The organism is Leucobacter chromiireducens subsp. chromiireducens, from assembly GCF_016758255.1.
GTDB lineage: Bacteria > Actinomycetota > Actinomycetes > Actinomycetales > Microbacteriaceae > Leucobacter > Leucobacter chromiireducens.
In genome coordinates, this window is sequence record NZ_QYAD01000001.1 from 1213197 (window position 1) to 1231571 (window position 18375).

At 68.2% G+C, this 18375-nt stretch carries 16 protein-coding genes; 6 read left to right on the forward strand and 10 right to left on the reverse strand.

The window, feature by feature from the left end; all coding sequences use genetic code 11:
- Positions 1-57: 57 nt before the first annotated feature.
- From D3226_RS05635 to D3226_RS05650, 4 genes are all read right to left on the reverse strand, one after another.
- Positions 58-1884 carry an ABC transporter ATP-binding protein gene (locus D3226_RS05635; protein ID WP_202381365.1) on the reverse strand — a complete coding sequence of 609 codons (1827 nt, stop codon included), beginning with the start codon at positions 1882-1884 and terminating at the stop codon, positions 58-60.
- Positions 1884-2786 carry an ABC transporter permease gene (locus D3226_RS05640; protein WP_202381366.1) on the reverse strand — a complete coding sequence of 301 codons (903 nt, stop codon included), beginning with the start codon at positions 2784-2786 and terminating at the stop codon, positions 1884-1886. The genes D3226_RS05635 and D3226_RS05640 overlap by 1 nt, the downstream gene beginning before the upstream one ends.
- A 2-nt stretch (positions 2787-2788) precedes the next feature.
- On the reverse strand, positions 2789-3736 hold the full coding sequence (locus D3226_RS05645; protein WP_202381367.1) for an ABC transporter permease: 948 nt from the start codon (positions 3734-3736) through the stop codon (positions 2789-2791).
- Between the two features lie 82 nt (positions 3737-3818).
- On the reverse strand, positions 3819-5339 hold the full coding sequence (locus D3226_RS05650) for an ABC transporter substrate-binding protein (protein ID WP_202381368.1): 1521 nt from the start codon (positions 5337-5339) through the stop codon (positions 3819-3821).
- 315 nt (positions 5340-5654) lie between these two features.
- Here D3226_RS05650 and D3226_RS05655 point away from each other — a divergent pair, with 315 nt between their 5' ends.
- The gene (locus tag D3226_RS05655; protein WP_337248903.1) at positions 5655-6380 is read left to right on the forward strand and encodes a FadR/GntR family transcriptional regulator; all 726 of its coding nucleotides are present in this window, start codon (positions 5655-5657) and stop codon (positions 6378-6380) included.
- Positions 6381-6394: 14 nt separating this feature from the next.
- Here D3226_RS05655 and D3226_RS05660 read toward each other — a convergent pair whose 3' ends face one another.
- Positions 6395-7663 carry an MFS transporter gene (locus D3226_RS05660; protein ID WP_202381370.1) on the reverse strand — a complete coding sequence of 423 codons (1269 nt, stop codon included), beginning with the start codon at positions 7661-7663 and terminating at the stop codon, positions 6395-6397.
- A gap of 210 nt (positions 7664-7873) precedes the next feature.
- Between D3226_RS05660 and D3226_RS05665 the strand changes: the two genes are divergently transcribed.
- On the forward strand, positions 7874-8338 hold the full coding sequence (locus D3226_RS05665) for an Lrp/AsnC family transcriptional regulator (protein ID WP_202381371.1): 465 nt from the start codon (positions 7874-7876) through the stop codon (positions 8336-8338).
- A gap of 10 nt (positions 8339-8348) precedes the next feature.
- Here the strand turns inward: D3226_RS05665 and D3226_RS05670 are convergent, their stop codons facing one another.
- A complete protein-coding gene (locus tag D3226_RS05670; protein WP_202381372.1) occupies positions 8349-9401 on the reverse strand; it encodes a glycosyltransferase in 1053 nt (350 codons plus the stop codon).
- 58 nt (positions 9402-9459) lie between these two features.
- On the opposite strand from D3226_RS05670, the gene D3226_RS05675 reads away from it, so the two are divergent.
- On the forward strand, positions 9460-10692 hold the full coding sequence (locus tag D3226_RS05675; RefSeq protein ID WP_202381373.1) for a CDP-glycerol glycerophosphotransferase family protein: 1233 nt from the start codon (positions 9460-9462) through the stop codon (positions 10690-10692).
- 50 nt (positions 10693-10742) lie between these two features.
- On the opposite strand, the gene D3226_RS05680 is transcribed toward D3226_RS05675, so the two are convergent.
- Both D3226_RS05680 and D3226_RS05685 read right to left on the reverse strand, forming a co-directional pair.
- Positions 10743-11516 (reverse strand): ATP-binding cassette domain-containing protein, encoded by a 774-nt coding sequence (locus D3226_RS05680; RefSeq protein ID WP_202381374.1) that lies wholly within the window; start codon positions 11514-11516, stop codon positions 10743-10745.
- A gap of 1 nt (position 11517) precedes the next feature.
- Entirely contained in the window at positions 11518-12339 is an 822-nt protein-coding gene (locus D3226_RS05685; RefSeq protein ID WP_202381558.1) for an ABC transporter permease, read from the reverse strand.
- Positions 12340-12375: 36 nt separating this feature from the next.
- On the opposite strand from D3226_RS05685, the gene D3226_RS05690 reads away from it, so the two are divergent.
- Genes D3226_RS05690 through D3226_RS05700 form a run of 3 tightly spaced genes read left to right on the forward strand, consistent with a single transcriptional unit; the run spans position 12376 to position 15304 of the window.
- The gene (locus D3226_RS05690) at positions 12376-13443 is read left to right on the forward strand and encodes an ATP-binding cassette domain-containing protein (protein ID WP_202381375.1); all 1068 of its coding nucleotides are present in this window, start codon (positions 12376-12378) and stop codon (positions 13441-13443) included.
- Entirely contained in the window at positions 13413-14978 is a 1566-nt protein-coding gene (locus tag D3226_RS05695) for a hypothetical protein (protein ID WP_202381376.1), read from the forward strand. The genes D3226_RS05690 and D3226_RS05695 overlap by 31 nt, the downstream gene beginning before the upstream one ends.
- Positions 14979-15019: 41 nt before the next feature.
- A complete protein-coding gene (locus tag D3226_RS05700; RefSeq protein WP_202381377.1) occupies positions 15020-15304 on the forward strand; it encodes a DUF3039 domain-containing protein in 285 nt (94 codons plus the stop codon).
- Between the two features lie 307 nt (positions 15305-15611).
- Here D3226_RS05700 and D3226_RS05705 read toward each other — a convergent pair whose 3' ends face one another.
- On the reverse strand, positions 15612-16793 hold the full coding sequence (locus D3226_RS05705) for a Cmx/CmrA family chloramphenicol efflux MFS transporter (RefSeq protein ID WP_202381378.1): 1182 nt from the start codon (positions 16791-16793) through the stop codon (positions 15612-15614).
- Between the two features lie 244 nt (positions 16794-17037).
- The gene (locus tag D3226_RS05710; RefSeq protein ID WP_202381379.1) at positions 17038-18354 is read right to left on the reverse strand and encodes a nicotinate phosphoribosyltransferase; all 1317 of its coding nucleotides are present in this window, start codon (positions 18352-18354) and stop codon (positions 17038-17040) included.
- Positions 18355-18375 lie beyond the last annotated feature (21 nt).

Genomic DNA, 18375 nt, shown 5'->3' on the forward strand with positions numbered 1-18375 from the left:
AGGTCCTTTCGAACGGTGAGCTGAGCGCGGCCGCCCAGGTGGGCGGCCGCGGATGGATTAGAAGGCGTGCTGCAACTCCTGCCGCAGCGTCAGCGACGAATCGATGAGGCGCTGCGTGTAGGGGTGCTGTGGGGCGCGGTAGACGGATTCGGTAGGGCCGGCCTCCACGATCTCCCCCGACTGCATCACGATGACGGAGTCACACAGGTGGCGTACCACGTTCAGATCGTGTGACACGAAGACGAGCGTGAGGCCATACTCGTCGACGAGGTCGGCAAGCAGGTTGAGCACCTGCGCGCGCACGGACACGTCAAGGGCGCTCACGGGCTCGTCGGCGACCACGACCTGCGGGCGGCAGATCAGTGCGCGGGCAATGGAGATGCGCTGGCGCTGCCCGCCCGAGAACTGATGCGGGTAGCGCTCCGCGGCAGACGCGGGGAGCCCCACGGCCTCGAGCATCTCCGCGACCATGCGCGAACGCTCAGCCGCGGTCTCGGTGCGGCCGCGCACGAGGAGCGGCTCCGAGATGATCTGCTCCACCGTCATGCGCGGGTCGAGCGACCCCATCGGATCCTGGAACACAATCTGCAACTGTTGGCGCAGCTCACGCAGCTGCGCCTCCTTCGCTCCTGCTACTTCGTTGCCTGCGACGATCGCGCTGCCGGAGGTGGGCTGGTCGAGTCCCGCAAGAATGCGCAGGAGCGTCGACTTGCCAGAGCCGGATTCACCGACAACCCCGAGCCGGCCGCCGCGCGGCACCTCAAACGAGATGCCCTTCAGCGCCTGCACCTCGGGGGCCGGCTTGAAGAGGCTCGTCTTCCCGCGGGTGTACGTGCGGACGAGGTCGGTCACACGCATCACGGTCTCGGTGTCCGGTGCGCCCGTCGCCGGCGCGGCGGAACCGCCCGGAACCGCGCGCTCCGCCGCCGCGTCGGCGACGGACGCCGCGTCGGCAGCGGCGCTCCGCGCTGCCTCTGCTGCAAGCTCCTCCCGGGTGGGCGGCACGTACTCCTTCGCGCTCGCGACGGTGAACAGGCGACCATCAGCGTCGGTTGCATCGAGGTCGCTCGCAGCGAGCAGCCCCCGGGTGTAGGGATGCTGCGGTCGGGTAAAGACGTCTTCGGTGGTGCCCTCTTCGACGACGATGCCCTGATTCATGACGAGCACGCGCGTGCACATGTTCGCGACGACGGCGAGGTCGTGCGTGATGAAGAGGAGCCCGGTGTTGCGCTTCTTCACGAGTTCAAGGATGAGGTCGAGCACCTGTCGCTGTACGGTCACGTCGAGCGCTGTTGTGGGCTCGTCGCACAGCAGCAGCGCGGGATCGTTGGCCAGGGCCATCGCAAGCATGACGCGCTGGCGCTGGCCGCCCGAGAGCTGGTGCGGGTAGGCGCGTGCCGCCTGCGCGGGATCGGGCAGATGCACCGCGTCGAGCATCTCGACTGCACGACGATTCGCCTCCGCCTTCGACGGCGCGAGCTTGTGCAGCAGCATGATCTCGGCCACCTGTGCGCCAACGCGCATGAGCGGGTTGAGTGCGGTGAGTGGCTCCTGGAACACCATGGCCATGTCACGGCCGCGGATCTTCATGAGCTCGGACTCGGGCGCTTCGAGCAGGTTGCGCTCGGCACTGCCCGGGCGCTCGGCCACGTCGAGGCGAACCGAGCCGTCGGCAGTAACCCCGGCTGGGAGGAGACCGAGCAGCGCGGTGGTGGTCATCGACTTGCCGGAACCAGATTCGCCGATGAGGCCGATGCGCTCGCCGTGCGCCATGTGCAGCGAGAAGTCGTGCACGAGGGTGCGGTGCGGCGTGCGGACGTTGAGCGCGTCGACAGCGAGCAGCGGGCTGGCGCCAGACTGCGGTGTGGGGGAAGAGGTGGTCATTAGCCGCGGCTCCCGTTCAGCTTGGGATCGAATCGGTCACGGAGCCCATCGCCCAGCAGGTTGAAGCCCATCACGGCGATCGCGATGGCGATACCGGGGATGATGGCGAGCAGGGGGTGGGTGCCGAGGAACTGCTGCGACTCCTGCAGCATGCGCCCCCACGACGGGGTGGGCGGCGGGGTGCCGAGGCCGAGGAAGCTGAGGCCAGCCTCGGCAAGCACGGCGAGCGCGAACGACACCGAGCACTGCACCACGACGATGCCGACGATGTTCGGCAGGACGTGGCGGAGCGCGATGCGGAAGCGGGACTGGCTTGCAGCGCGCGCGGCGAGGACGTACTCGGTGCTCATGACCTGCAGCGTGCCGGAGCGGGCGACGCGCGCGAAGCCCGGGATCGTTGCGATGCCGATCGCGACCATCGCGGTGAGCGTGGACGCGCCGAACACGGCGCTGAACATGATCGCGAGGAGCAGCGCGGGGAACGCGAGCGCGATGTCGGAGGTGCGCATGATGACCTCTTCGATCCAGCCGCCGCGAATGCCGGCGAGGATGCCGAGCGGAGTACCGATGAGCAGCGCGATGCCGACGGAGATGATGCCCACGAACAGGGTGATGCGCGCGCCGTAGAGCATGGCCGAGAACACGTCTCGGCCGTACTTGTCGGTGCCGAACCAGTGCGTGCCGCTCGGGCCCTGCAGACGGTCGGCTGCGATCGCCTGCACGGGGTCATACGGCGTCCACACGAACGAGATGAGCGCGGCCACGGTGACGATGGCGACCAGCACGAGGCCCACGATGAGCGTGGGGGAGAGCCCGGCGCGCTTCTTGGGCGGCCGGGGTGCGGCGATCGCGGTGGTGCGAGGCGCCTGCACGGGAGGCGTGGGGAGATTCTGCGTCGTCATGGTTATGCGCTCTTTCGCATCCGGGGGTCGACGATCGTGTAGAGCACGTCGACAACGAGGTTCAGGACGAGCGTGATCGCGACGAGGACCATCACGACCGACTGCACGGTGAGGAGATCGCGGTTGCCGACGGCGTCGAGCAGCATCGATCCGAGGCCCGGGATCACGAACACACGCTCGATCACCACCGCGCCGATGATGAGGGCGGCGATTTGCACGCCGGTCACGGTGATGACCGGGATCGCGGCATTTCGGAGTCCGTGCTTCACGAGGGCGCCCATCTTGCTGAGCCCCTTCGCGCGCGCGGTGCGGAGGTAGTCCTCACTCATGATCTCGAGCACGGCCGAGCGGACGTAACGGGTGAGGATCGCGCCCTGCACGGAGGCGAGCGCGAGCACGGGGAGAATGAGGCGGCGGAGGAAGTCGCCGAAGTCTTCGCCGGGTGGGGTCCACCCGCTCGCGGGCAGCCAGCCTAGGCCCACGGCGAAGACGAGCACGAGGAGGATCGCGGCGAGGAAGCCGGGCACCGCGACACCCAGCTGGGATCCCGCGCCGATGACCACGCCGGAAAGATTGCGATGCTTCACCGCGGCCCACGTGCCGAGCGGGATCGCGATGGCGAGTGCGACGATCATGGCAGCGATGACGAGGATCAGGCTGACCTGCAGGCGGTCGTTCACGAGCGGGCTGATGTCCGTGCGGGTGACGTAGGAGACGCCAAAGTCGCCGCGGAGGAGGCCGCCCGCCCAGTCAAAGTACTGGACGATGAGCGGCCGGTCGGTGCCGAACTCCTTGCGGGTCTGCTCCAGGAGCTCGGGGGTCGCGTTCACGCCGAGGGCGATCTGCGCCGGGTCGCCCGGGATCAGCCGCATGAAGAGGAACACGACGACCGTCGCGACGAGATAGGTCACCGCAAATCGGGCGAGGTTGATCAGAATCCGTATGGCCATGCGCGGTCCTCGGGTGGTGGGGGTGAGAGCGGGCGCGAACCGTGTGGTTCGCGCCCGCCGGGGGTGTGGAGCGGGTGCCCCGTTACTTCCAGCTGAGCTCGGTCAGGTCGAGTGCCTCGATGATGGCGTTCTCGGGGAGACCCTGCAGCTCGGCCTTTGCGACCGTGATGTTCGGGAAGAGGAACAGCACGCCGGAGGCGGCGTCGTCGACGATCTGCTCGGCGACCTGCTTCATCCCGGCGACGTAGCCGGCCTCGTCCGCCTCATCGGCCTGCGCCGCGATGGGAGCAATCTTCGCGTTGTCGTAGCCGATGTAGTAGTTCGGGTCGTTGAACACGGTGAGGATGTCCCGGGCCTCGGTGGCCAGCACCGTGGTCATCTGGTAGTCGTGCTTCGTGAAGACCTCGTCGAGCCAGACTGCGGGGAACTCGGAGCTTTCAATCTTCGCGGTGATACCGACGTCCTTGAGCTGCGAGACGACGATCTCGGACACGGCCTGCGCGTACGGGCGCGTGGGCACGGTGTACGTGATGCTGAGGTTCTCCTGGCCCGCCTCCTTGAGGAGCGCCTTCGCCTTCTCGGGATCGAACGGGTAGCGATCGTTCAGATCCTCGTAGTAGGGATCGGTCGGCGTCGCGTAGGTCGCAACGAGCGAGCCGTAGCCGTTCCATGCGGTGTCGAGGATCGCCTGCTTGTCGAGTGCGTACAGCACGGCCTGGCGTACGCGCACGTCGTCGAAGGGGGCCGCCTTGTTGTTGAGTGACAGCGAGATCTCGCCGCTCGAGGTGCCCGTTGTGACGGTGTACTTGTCGTCGCTCTCGAAGGTGTCGAGCAGCTCGGGCGCCTGCAGGTTCACGATCGCGTCGATGTCGCCCGTGCGGAGCGCGTTGGTCGTGGCGGTTGCGTCTGCGAAGTACTTGAGCGTGACGGACTCGACCTCGGGCTTCTCGCCCCAGTAGTCGTCGCGGGTATCCAGCACGATCTTGTCGTTCGCGGTGAACGTCTCGACTGAGTACGGGCCGGTGCCCACGGGGGCGTTGGCGAGGTCGGCGACGCCGTCGGGGGAGAAGATCGCACCAACCGGGGTTGCGAGGCTGAAGAGCCAGGCGTTCGATGGCTTCGACAGGTGCACGGCCACCTCGGTGTCCGAGAGGACCTCGACGCTGTCGACAACGTCCATCTTCGCCTTGAGGCTGGACACCCAGTCGCTCTTCACACGGTCGAAGCTGAACTTCACATCGTCGGCGGTGAACGCGTCGCCGTTCGAGAACGTGACGCCCTCCTCGAGCGTGAAGGTGTAGGTCTTGCGGTCGTCGCTGATGGTCCACGACTTCGCGAGCAGGGGCTGGATCTCACCGGCCTGGTCGAGCTGCACGAGGCCCTCGTACACATTCGACATCATCGCCTGCGGGATTGCGGAGCCGGCGGTGGTCGTGAAGTCGAGGTTCACGGGGGCGCCGGTGAGCGCGATCGTCGCGGTGGTCGGGGCGTCGCCCGAACCGGATCCGCCGGCGCCGGCGGATCCCGCCGAGCAGCCGCTGAGCGCGAGGGCGCCTGCGGCGATCAGCGTTGCGGTGAGGGTCAGGGAGTTCCTGCGTCGCATCGTTGCTTCCTATCGAGAAGAGGGGTGGGCTGCGACGCTTCGGCCGCAGCTCGTTTCATATGTGGGACGGGCGGGGTGTGCTCGTCATCGTGGCCGGGGCGGTGCGGTGGCACCAATGTTCACTCCCAATCATCCTTGATTTCCGGGTACTGGCCACGGGGTTCGAACCAGGATACATGGTAAGGCCACTGCGCGGGGACTAGACTGGGGCGCAATTTCGTAACAGCGCGAATCGACCAAGCGCAGCGCGGCGCGAGCGCGATCCCCAGCTACAGGAGAGACCCGCAGTTGACGACCCACAGTTTTTCTCCGGCGGTGCCTGTGCACACGTACCAGCGCATCGTCGAGCAGATCGAAGAAGCCATCCTCTCCGGTGAGATCCCTATCGGATCGCAGTTGGCGAGCGAGCGCGATCTCATGGTGCAGTTCAGTGTCAGTCGCCCCACCGTGCGCGAGGCGCTCCGCGTGCTGCAGTCGATGGGCCTCATCGAGTCGAAGCCGGGCACGCGCGGCGGCCCGCAGGTGCTCGCGCCGTCGTCGCAGACGCTCGGCCGTTCGTTCCGCACCATGATCGGCACTGACGCGCTCAGCGTGTCTGAGCTCGTGCAGTTCCGCGTGATTCTGGAGGGCTCGGCCTCGAAGCTCGCGGCGCAGCGCCACACGCCCGCACAACTCGAGCGTATGCGCGCGGCGGTTGAGCGCATGCAGGCGGCGGCCGACACGAACGCCGCAGACTTCGCATCGGCCGACCTCGAGTTCCACGAGGCCGTGTGGGCGGCGAGCGGCAACCAGATTCTCGAGATGAGCGGGCAGGCGGTCTCCGGGGTGCTGCGCGGCATGATGGCGCGCGACGCTGAGGGCGAGCACCACGACAACCGGGTGAAGCTTGCCTCCGCTGCGATTGACCGTGGCCTCTTCGACGCGATCGAGCGACGTGATGCGCAGGCAGCGGGGCGGATCGCGCGGGGCGCGGTAGCCGAGCGCTTCGGGCCGCTCCTGGACGACGCGGATCGCGCGGCCCTCGAACTGCTCGCCGAGTAGACGGATTCCGCCCGCTACCCGCGGCGCGGTGCGGGGCGCAGTGCAGCGGCGGCAAGCGCCACGCAGGCGATGGCGGTGGCGAGCGCAAAGCCGGTGACCGCCGTGCTCAACCCGAGCCGCTCGGCGAGGACGCCGAGGCCGATCACGGGCAGCGCGCTGCCGAGGTAGGTGACCGTGTAGATCGCGCTGACCGTCGACGCGTGGTGGCGCGGGTCGACCGCGGCCGTCGCTCCCGTGAACGCGGCCTGGAAGGCGACGCCCTGCCCGACACCCGCGAGGAGCGCCGCGGCGACGAGCAGCGCGGGGCTGCCGAGCGGGCCAGCGAGCGCGAGCCCCACGAGCGCCGCAGCGAGCGCCGTGAGGCCGCCGGGCAGACGCCACGCGCCGCGCAGCGGGACAAGCTGGGTGAGCGCGGATGCGCCGAGCGTGAGCGCGGCGAGGAGTCCAATCGCGGGGCGGGAGTGGGTGCCGACGATCGAGGCGAAGTGTGAGGGAGCGAGCGACAGGCAGAAGCCGAACACCGTGAAGCTCACAAACCCGGTGGCGGCGGCGAGCCGAAACGCGCGCAGGGCTGCGGGCGACTGGCGTCCGGCCCGACGCTCGGAGCGGGCGACCCGCGGCGGTGCATCCGCGAGCGCGATCGGCACTGGGCCGGTGTCCGGGCGGCAGAGCTCGTGCGGCGCTGTGATGAGGATCGCTGGAACGAGGGCCGCGAGTGCGACCGCGAGGGTGATGAATGGGGTGCTGAGCGGGGCGGCGCCCTGCGAGAGCACACCGCCGATGATGGGGCCGCAGGCCACGCCACCCGAGCTCGCGAGCAGCGTGAGTCGGCCCACGAGCGCCGGGCGACCGGGGAGGAGAGCGCGGAGCGCGCCGGAGGCGGTGCCGGTGGCGCAGGCGATCGCGGCGCCCTGCGCTGCGCGCGCTACGGCGAACCAGCCGAGACTCGGGGCGAGCGCCAGCCCCGCGGTGCCGACGGCGGTGACCACGAGTGCGACGACGAGCACCGTGCGGCGGTTCGCGGTATCCGCGAAGCGGCGGAAGACGAGCAGCCCGACAATGAGGCTGAGCACGTAGCTCGAGAACGCGAGCGTTGTGCCGAGCGGACCAAAGTCGAGCGTGCGCTCAAGTAGAGGGAACAACGGGGTGGTGAGGTTCGCGCTGACGAGCAGCGTGAACAGAGTCAGGGCGGTCAGTGCGGCCCGGATTCGGGGGCGAACCTGCTGTGGGCTGTGGTGGGCCGCGGGGGAGAGTGGGCGTACAGGGGTGGGTGTCGCGCTCATGGCGTGCTCCTCGGGTGGGCGTGCCCTTGTGGGGCGTGTCCTGCCGTTCACACCGGGTGTGGCGCGAGCGGGTGGGGTGAAGCGTGAGACGCACTGACCGCGTCCTGTGCATAAGTAGAGCGAGAACCAGGCGTTCCGCGCAAGCGATCACGTTAGAATTGAGCAATATGATCAATTGCTCGGCGCGTCGTCGAGCGGGAAGCGAGCAAAATGAGTGATCTCGATGCCACCGACCGGCGCATCCTGCGCGAACTCGATCGCGATGCGCGCATGCCCACCGCGATGATTGCGCAGCGCCTCGAGCTCGCCCGCGGCACCGTGCAGGCGCGCCTCGAAAAACTCGCCGCCGAGGGGGCGCTGCGCGCTCACAGCGCCCGAATCTCGCCCGCTGCGCTCGGCCGACCGGTGGGCGCAAGCCTGCAGGTGGAGCTTGATCAGCACTTCATCGCCGAGGCCATCGAGGCGCTCGCAAACATTCCCGAGGTGCTCGAGTGCTTCGCGCCAGCGGGCAACACAGACCTGCTGCTGCGCGTCGTTGCGAAGAGCCCCGACGATCTGTACCGGGTAAGCGAGGAGATTCGACTCTGCCCCGGCATCAAGCGCACCTCGACCAGCCTGTTTCTGCGCGAGGTGATCCCGTATCGCGTGACCGGCTTGCTGGCGGAGGGGGTGTAGCGCTCCGGTGTCAGCTGATGCGCGAGCGATCGACGACGCGGCCGCCGCCGAACACGATCCCACGCAAGAATCCCGTGCCCCAGCTCAGGTGCATCGTGACGAGCGTGCGAACCGTGAGCCACCGATCCCGCACCCCGCGCTGCTCGGGGATGCGGAACGTGGCGAACGCGATCCCGAGCAGGTAGAGCGCGAGCGGTGCGAGCAGGATCGGCCAGCCCGATGCCCACGGGAGCGCCCCGACCACGAGGATGAGGAGCGTGATGATGCTCACCGCGAGCCCCACGACGAGGGCGCCGGGCGCGAAGAAGCGCCAGGGGTTTGCGCGGCCGTAGCGGCGCACGAGCACGGCGCGCCACGTGCCGGTCGCAAAGAACTGGCGGGCGAGGTCGGTGAAGCTCGCGCGCGGCCAGTAAGTCACCTCGAGCGCGGGATCGAACCAGACGGTGAACCCCGCACGTCGGATGCGGAGGTTCAGCTCCCAGTCCTCGCCGCGCAGAATGCCGGGGTCGTACCCGCCCACCGCGTCGACGGCCTCCCGGCGGAAGATGCCGAGGTAAGCGGACTCGGCCGGGCCGGGGGTGCCGTCCCCGTGGTAGGCGCCGCCGCCGAGCCCAAACGGGCTGTTGTAGGCGCGCGCGATGGCACGCTGCACGTCGCCGCGCCCGGCGGCCCGCATAATGCCGCCCACGTTCGCCACGCCCGCGGCGGCGTGCTCGCGGAGCGCTGCGATGCCGCGGCTCGTGTAGTCGGGGGTGAGCTCAGAGTGGGCGTCGACGCGCACAATCACGGGGTGGCGAGACGCTGCGATCGCGTGGTTCAGCCCAGCAGGGATGTCGCGCTCGGGGTTTGCCACCAGCTGCACGCGCGGATCCTCTGCCGCGAGACGCTCGGCGATGGCCGTACTCGTGTCCGATGACGGGCCGAGCGCGAGCACGATCTCTTTCTCGCCCGGGTACTCCTGCGCGAGGATGGTGCGCACCGCGGACTCGAGGAAATCCTCCTCGTTGAGCACGGGCATCACGAAGCTCACGGCGGGGGAGTCGGGGAGAGGGGGGAGCTGCACCTCCTGATCTTCCCACAGCCGCGGGTCGTGGGGCTGGAAGCGGGGCTATCCTGGAACGATGCAGCTGGCGAAGGATATGAAGCGCGCGGTCCGTTTGGGGCAGCGAGTGTTGAAGGGGCGCCGGGCCTACTTCGAGGTTCGAGAGATGATCGCGAAGCGTGGTCCGCTGCCCACGGAGCACTTCCGCGTGGCCGTCTACTTCGCCGACAGCGACGTGAATATCTACCAGATGCGCCAGTGGTACGCGCCGTTGCAGGAGCTCTCGCAGGAGTGGCCCGTGCTTGTGCTGGCCCGAAACGCGGCGGGCGCGCGGCAGCTGATGCAGGAGAGCGGGCTCGACGTCGCCTTCGTGCAGAAGGTGACCGACCTCGAGCGCGTTATCGAAGCACAGCAGCTCGACGTGGTGCTCTACGTGAACCAGAACACGCGCAACTTCCAGATGATGCGGTACGGGCAGCGCTGGCACGTGTTCGTCAATCACGGCGAGAGCGACAAGATGTATATGACGAGCAATCAGCACAAGGCGTACGACTACGCCCTGGTGGCGGGCGACGCCGCCCGCGCTCGGCTCGCGGCGGCGCTGTGGGACTACGACGTCGAAGCGCGCACGATTCCTATCGGCCGCCCCCAGACCGACCATCTGAGCGGCGAGCCGCCGTTCACGCCCGACGAGCGCACCGTCGTGTTCTACGCTCCCACCTGGGAGGGAGATCGCCCCGCCGCGAGCTACGGCTCGGTCGCTTCGCACGGAGAGCGGCTCGTGTCGGAGCTGCTCGCGACCGGCCGGCACCGGGTCGTATACCGACCGCACCCGCGCAGCGGCGTCGTGGACGCGGAGTTCGGGGCGGCCAACGAGCGCATCATCGCCATGATCGCGGCAGCCAACCAGGCGGATCCCAGCGCGCAGCACGTCTACGATCAGTCGCCCGTGCTTGGCTGGCAGCTGAGCCTCCCCGACCTCGCGATCTGCGATATCTCGGCGATGGTGTACGACCGGCTGGCCACGGGCAAGCCGCTCATGGTGACCCGGCCCGTTGCCCCCGACGCGGCGGTTGACGAGGGTGGCTACCTGAGCGTGTGCGAGTGGCTCGACGCGGGCGAGCTGGACCGCGCGGCCGAGGTGACCGATCGGGTGATCAACGATGCGGCAGCGATCGAGCGGCTCGGCACGTGGTCGCAGCGGTACTTCGGCGACACGACGCCGGGTGCCCCGACGCGCCGGTTCCACGCTGCGATCGCTGAACTCATCGCACGCGCTGACTCGTGGCGCAGCCGCGGCGGAAACGCGTAGCCCACACTGGGCTGCTCTCCGCGCGGCGGAGGCGAACGTTCAGCTGACGGCTAGCCGGCGGGGTGATCGGCGTTGTACTTCGCGACGACCTCATCGATGGGGCCGTCGAGCACCAGCTTGCCGCCGTTGAGGTAGAGCCCTCGCGAGCAGAAGCGCAGGAGATCGCGCTCGTTGTGCGAGACGAGGAAGAGGGTCTTGCCCTCCGCAAGCAACTCTTCGATGCGGCGATAGCACTTCGCACGGAATGCCTTGTCGCCCACGGCAAGCACCTCGTCAACGAGCAGTACCGGCTCGTCGAGCTGCGAGATTACGGAGAACGCGACGCGCACCTTCATGCCGCTCGACAGGTGCTTGAACGGGGTATCGATCACGTCCTCGGCGCCGGCGAACTCGATGATCGAGTCGAAGCGCTCGGCGATCTGGCGCTTGCTGAGGCCGTGGAGGCCGCCCGTGAGCTGCACGTTGTCGCGCACCGTGAGATCGCCCACGAAGCCGCCGGTGATCTCGATGAGTGGGGCGACGCCGCCGCGCACGGTGACGCGCCCCTCATCTGGGAAGAGCACGCGGGCCACGAGCTTGAGCAGTGTTGACTTGCCTTGCCCGTTCCGGCCGACGACGCCGATCGCCTCGCCGCGCGTGACCGTGAACGAGACATCGCGCAGCGCCCAAAACTCCCCAGTGCGACTGCGCCGGGCGCGGCTTGCAAAGAGGTCCTTGAAGCTGCGGCGCGAGCCACGGTTGCGGCGAAAGCGGACGCCGAGGCCATCGGCCGTGATGATCGTCTCCGCGCCGGGCGAGGTGTCACTCGTCTGATGCTCAGTCACGTCACAGCTCCTTCAGGACGCCGCCGATGGTGCGGCGGAACACGAGAATGCCGACGACGAGCAGCAGCACACTGATCCCCGCCGAGGTGGCAACGAGCAGCCAGTTCAGCTGGTCGGGGAAGAACCCCGCGCGGAAGAGCGCGAAGATGCCCGAGAGTGGGTTGAGCCACGCGAGTGGCCGAGCGAACTCGGGGAGATCGGCCGCGCCGTAGATGATGGGCGAGGCGTAGAACAGCACGCGCAGGATCAGCTTTGCCGCGCGCTCGAGGTCGCGGAAGAAGACGACGAGCGGGGCGATGATGAGGCCGAGGCCGAGCGTGAGCGTGGCGTGCAGCACGACCGCGAGTGGGAAGAGGAGCAGCCCCCAGCCCACCTGCGCGCCCGAAAACACGGCGAAGAGCACGAGCACGGGGAGGCTGAGCAAGAACTCGATGCCCTTTGAGCACACAATGCGCCCCACCCAGATCCAGTGCGGCAGGGCGACGGAGCGCACCAGCTTCACGTCGCGCAGGAAGGCGCGGGTTGAATCTGAGATCGCTCCGTTGAACCACACCCAGGGGAGAAGTGCCGTGAGCAGGAACACGATGTACGGCTCTTCGCCCACGGAACGCTGGAACACCTGCGTGAACACGAACCAATAGATGAGGCTCATAAGGAGCGGGTCGAGGATCGACCACAGGTACCCGAGAAGGGACGTTGAGTACCGCACCTTCAGGTCACGCCTGGTCAGCAACCAGAGCGAAGACCAGGCGTTCGCGCGCGGCGGTCGTGGGGCAGAGTTCACACGACTATTCTGCCGCTTTTCGCGAATCCCGGCGCGCATGCCGCGCTGCGCTCCAGATTTGATAAATTGGTTCACGTGCCGCCCGTAACTCCAGAAGTACCGTCCTCACCCGAGCCCGCAGAGAACTCGGCGTCGAGCGCTCCGGTTTTCGAGGGAGATCCTGCGGCAGCGCCGCTCAGCGCAGCCCGAGTTCGTCCGAGCCGCGCCGCTGGAGCGCCGGCTCCCGCGGCAGCGCCCGCCGCTGAGCCGGCTGCGACGCCGGCGCCTGAGCCCGCAGCAGAGCGCGCCGCCGAGGCGGCGCCCCGCACCGGCCGCATTCAGGTGCCCGTGCCCTCAGTGGTGCGTGCCCGCGAGCGGGGTCGCCTGGCGGAGCAGAACCCCGTGGTACTCAGCACCGAGATGCTCACGAAGACGTACGGACCCGTCGTCGCCGCCAACGAGGTCTCGCTGCAGGTGCACGCGGGCTCGTTCACGGGAGTTGTGGGACCGAACGGCGCCGGAAAGACCACGACGCTGTCGATGATCAGCGGCCTGTTGCGCCCCACCTCCGGCCGAGTGACGGTGAGCGGCGTTGATGTGTGGACCGACGGCCCCGCGGCGAAGCGCCTCATCGGCTCGCTGCCCGACCGGCTGCGACTTTTTGACCGGCTGACGGGCGCGCAGTTGCTCTACTACTCGGGCGTCCTCGCTGGAGTCGACGAGGCAGCGGTGGCCAAGCGCTCCGCGGAACTCGCTGAGGCCTTTGGCCTGGAGTCCGCACTCGGGCGCCTGGTGTCCGACTACTCGGCGGGCATGCAGAAGAAGATCGCCCTCGCATGCGCCATGATCCACGCGCCCGAGGTGCTCGTGCTCGATGAGCCGTTCGAGACGATCGACCCGGTGTCTGCCGCAAACGTCACCGAGATCCTCGAGAAGTACGTCGCGGGCGGCGGGAGCGTCGTCATGTCGAGCCACAGCCTCGATCTGATCCAGCGCGTGTGTGACCACGTCTCGATCATCGTTGATGGCAGCGTGATCGCGCAAGGCACGGTCGACGCGGTGCGCGATGGCCTGAGCCTGGAGGAGCGCTTCACGAAGCTGACCGGCATGAGCGATACGCAGAAGGGGCTCGAATGGCTGCACGGCTCTTCCGACTCCGAGTAGCGCTGCTCGGCGGTGCGCTGCGCGGTCCGTTCGGACGGGTCACGCGCACTATTGCCGGAGCCGTCGTGCTCGCAGCCCTCGCGGTCGTCGCCGCGGCGGCGCCCGCGTGGTTCATTCCGGCGCAGCACGACCGCGCTGTGGTGGACATCTCCTTCGGGGCAATCGTGCTCGGCGCGATCCTGCTCGTGCCGTTCTTCGCAAACCGTGGGCACCTGGAGCCGCGGCAGTTCGGCGGCCTGCCTGCGGGCCCGGGCAGCATTGGCGGTGCGCTCCTCGCCACCACTGTGGTGAGCTGGCCGTTCTTCCTGCTCGCGCTCTGGCTGCTCGCGCTCGCGGTGTTCCGCCCCGAGTGGCGTGATCCCGCCTGGCTCGCCCCCGTTGCGCTGCTGCTTGCGGCGCTGCTGGCCGTAGTGAGCGCTCGGGTCACCTCCGCGCTTGCGAAGCTGCTGGTGGGAGACCGCTACGAGGGCCTCGTGCGGACCATCGGCGCGGTGCTGCTGGTTGCCGCGCTGCCGGTCGCGGTGTTCGCGATCGCCTCGACGACGCGTGACGGTGGCTTCGACTCTGCGGGCGATCTCGCGGACGTGCTCGGATGGACGCCCTTCGGCGCGCCGTTCGCGGCGCTTGCGCTCGGTGCTGATCCAGCGGCGGCGCTTGGTCGCCTGGCCGTTGTGGGCGCCGCGATTCTCGTGCTCTGCCTCGTCTGGTTTGCGATCGTGCGCGCCTCGCTCACGCGCATTGAGCGACCCATCGACCCCGATGTGGCGCGCAGCGGTCTGGGCTGGTTCGAGCGCTTCCCGGCCCGCCCGGCGCCCGCAATCGCCGCCCGGCTCCTCACTTACTGGGCGCGGGATCCGCGGTATCGCGTCGCGCTCTTCGCGATCCCGATCGCCCCGATCTTCATTCTGCTCGCGCTCTGGGTCGCCGGTGTGCCGCTCGAGGGGCTTGCGCTCGTGCCGCTGCCCATCGTGTTGCTGCTGCTCGGCTGGTCGCAGCACAACGACGTTGCGATGGACTCCACCGCGATTTGGGAGCACGTGGCGAGCGGGACTCGCGGTGCCGCCGATCGCGCTGGCCGCCTCGCGCCCGTGCTGCTGCTTGGTGTGCCGCTCGCGCTCATCGGTTCGAGCATCACCGTGACGGTGATGGGCGACTGGCGGGTGCTGCCCGCGGTGGTCGGCATGAACCTCGGTGTGCTCTTCGTATCGGCCGGCGTCTCGAGCATCTTCTCCGTAATGATGCCGTACCCCACTACGCGACCGGGCGACAGCCCCTTCGTGCAGCCGCAGTGGTCAGGCTCGGGTTCCGGCCTTGCGCAGACGCTGTCGATGATTGCTGCGATCCTGCTCTCGATCCCCGCCGTGTGGTTCGCGGTCACCGCGATCACCGACGTGGCGCTGGGGGACAACCTCTGGGCCGCGTTCTTCGGTGCGGGCTACGGTCTGTTGATCCTCGTGCTCGGCATCCTCATCGGGGGGCGCATCTTCGATCGGAGCGGCCCGGAGCTGATTGGCGTTACGCAGGTCTACGACTAAACCGGCTGTTGCCGCACAGCGAGCAGGTTTACAATCGAGGCATGGGTTTCTTTACGCGCAGCGATTCCGACTCCTCCGGGAGCCCCGCCGGTGGCACCGATGTGCTCGACCGCGAGCTTGAGAAGCTGCTCGAGGATTCGCAGATCGAGGATGGCGACCACGAGCGGTTTTCGCACTACGTTCCGAAGGACAAGATCCTCGAGTCGGCGATGACGGGTAAGCCCGTCCGCGCGCTCTGCGGGAAGAAGTGGACGCCGTCACGGGATCCCGAGAAGTTCCCCGTGTGCCCCGACTGCAAGAAGGTCTACGAGCGCATGCGCAAGTAGCGCGCGCCCGAGGCGCCGCACACGATGAAGGGCCGCGATCCAGAGCAAGATTCTGGATCGCGGCCCTTCGTCGTACGGGCGAGCTGTATGAGGTCACGACGCGCTCGATCCCGGCGATGCCATGCTCAGCGAACCAAGCTCTTGCACGCCCGAGGAACGCGACGGCAGTGACGGCTTTCTCGCTGCCTTTGCTGGTTCACCTCCCCGTTGGGGTCAATAAACTTGCGCTGGTTCAGGCCCCGCTGCGCGAGGAGCCGGGTGATGGTGCGACGACGACCTTCGGCCGTCAGCGACGAGTTTGCGTGCGTCACTTGACCGCCTCGCTCTCGACGGAGGCAATCAGCCGAATAAGCGGAACTGCGAGCAGCAGTGCCGTGGCGCTCGCGAGCACAGCTACCCAAACGGGTCCGAGTGCTCCCGGGATAACGCTGAGTGCGGCAGAGGCGAGCACGGGACCGGCAGCCGCACCAATGTTGAGTGCCGCGGTCGCGTATGACCCCGCCATGGTGGGTGCACCCGCCGCGGCATAGAGCACTCGCGTGATCAGCGTGCTCCCGACGGCGAACCCCACCACTCCCTGAAGGAATACGAGCCCGAGCAGGGCAACGGGGTTCGTTGCACAGAGCGCCAGCGCGACCCACCCGAGCACGAGAACGCTGCAACCGCCCACGATGACGATCCTGGGTCGGGCATCCGAGAGTTGTCCTGCAACGGTGACACCAATGAAGGAGCCGACACCGAAGAGCACAAGGGCCACCGGTACCCACCACTGGCTCAGGCCGGCGGTGTCCGTAACGATCGGCGCGAGAAAGGTGAGCGTGGCGAAGGTGCCGGCATTCACCAGGGCGGCGAGCAGCATCGTTGGAACGAGGCGCAGGGATGCCAGCTGCGCCAGTTCCACACGCAGCGAGGTCGAGGATGGCTCCTCCTTTGATGAGTCGTGGGCTTCAGAGCTGAAGCCCACAGCGATGCCGATCGCGGCGGGGACGCAGAGAAGTGCGATCGCCCAGAACGTCGATTGCCAGCCGAGTGCCGTCCCAAGCAGCGCACCTGCGGGTACACCTGCGACGGTGGCGACGGTGGTACCCGCCAGCAGAACCGCCACGGCTCGACCTTTGGCGTCGGGCGCTACGAGTCTCGTCGCCGCTCCCAACGCGACCGCCAGGAAGCCTGCATTCACGATCGCCGCGATTACGCGCGTGATGAACAGAACAGTGAAATCCAGCGTGAGCGCCCCGACGACGTGGGACAGCGCGAATACGATCACGCAACCCAGGAGTGTCGCTTTCACCGGGAGGCGACGAGTGAGCGCGGCCATCGCTGGTGCACCGATCACCATCCCTGCGGCGAACGCCGATGTCAGGAGACCAGCGGCCCCCACGGAAACTCCGAAGTACGTAGAGATGTCGGGTACGAGACCGGCGAGCATGAATTCGGAAGTGCCCATGGCAAAGACCACCAGGGCAAGAAGATAGAGAGCGAAAGGCATCGAGATAACTCCGAAGCGAGAGAACGAACAAGAGAACGTCTCGTCACCACGGTCAGCGCCTCAAGGACGCCCGAAGGACATGCTGCGCGTAGCGTGCAATCAGCTAGGGGCTTGGCGGAGGTGAGGGGCTGACGGCGTGACCGAAAGCCCCTGAGTGTCCGATTCAGGGCTCGACATAGAGACCATCGTACCCGTCTGCGCGGGGACCTTCGAGGAACGTCAGCACCCCCATTGCCCGCAACAGCTAGCGGTACTCGGTGGGGATCGCAGGGTCGCCGCGGGTGAGGCTCATCGCGACGGGTGGCAACTCGGAGACGCGCAGCGTGTGGCGCTCGCGAGCCGCGGCGATCCCGTCGGCTCCGGTGTGGCCGGGCTGCAGCTCGCCAGCCACGACGAACGGCACGAGCACCTCGCGGCCGTCGCCTGCCTCGCCCTCGGTGGTGCCCGCGGGCCCGTCGCCCAGGTAGATCAGTTCGGCGCGGGCAACGCCGCGCGGGGTGTGCGCGCGACGCACGCTCTTGCGTCCGCCGACGGATGCCTTATCCGCGGACTTCTTTGCGACCGGGATCCACTCGCCCGAGTCGTCCTGATGCGCGACGAGCTTGTACACCATGCCCATCGTCGGGGTGCCAGAGCCGACTACCACGGAGGTGCCGACGCCGAAGCTGTCCACGGGCGAGGCCGCGAGGGCGGCAACGGTGTACTCGTCGAGGTCGTTCGTTACGGTGATGCGCGTCTGCGTTGCACCGAGCTCGTCGAGCAACTCGCGCACGCGGGCCACCACCACGGGCAGGTCGCCCGAGTCGATGCGCACGGCGCCGAGCTCGGTGCCGGCAACCTCGATGGCGGTGCGCACGCCCTGCTCGATGTCGTACGTGTCGACGAGCAGCGTGGTGTCGGTGCCGAGGGTGGCCACCTGCGCTTCGAAGGCCGCGCGCTCGCTGTCGTGCAGCAGGGTGAAGCTGTGTGCGGCGGTGCCCATCGTGGGGATGCCGTGGCTACGGCCAGCCTCGAGGTTGGAGGTCGCGCTGAAGCCCGCGATGTAGGCGGCGCGTGCGGCAGCGACCGCGCTGTACTCACCCGTGCGGCGCGAACCCATCTCGGCGAGCGGCTTGCCCGCGGCGGCGTGGCGCATGCGGGAAGCCGCGGTGGCGACCGCGGAGTCTGCGTTCAGAATGCTGAGCGCGAGCGTCTCGAGCAGCACACCCTCGGCGAAGCTTGCCTCGACGGTGAGGAGCGGGGAGCCCGGGAAGAACACCTCGCCTTCGGGGTAGCCCCAGATATCGCCGCTGAACCGGTAGTTGGCGAGCCAGTCGAGCGTCCGATCGGTGACCACCCGGTGCTCGCGCAGAAAGTCGAGCTCCTCGTCGCCGAAGCGGAAGTGCTGGATCGCCTCGAGCAGGCGGCCGGTGCCCGCGACGACGCCGTAGCGGCGGGCGCCGGAGAGGCGTCGGGCGAAGAGTTCGAACATGCTGCGACGTTCGGCGGTGCCGGCGTGGAGTGCCGCGTCCACCATGGTGAGCTCGTAGTGGTCAGTGAGCAGTGCCGTTGAAGGGTTCACGTCGCCAGCATAGCCGCAGAA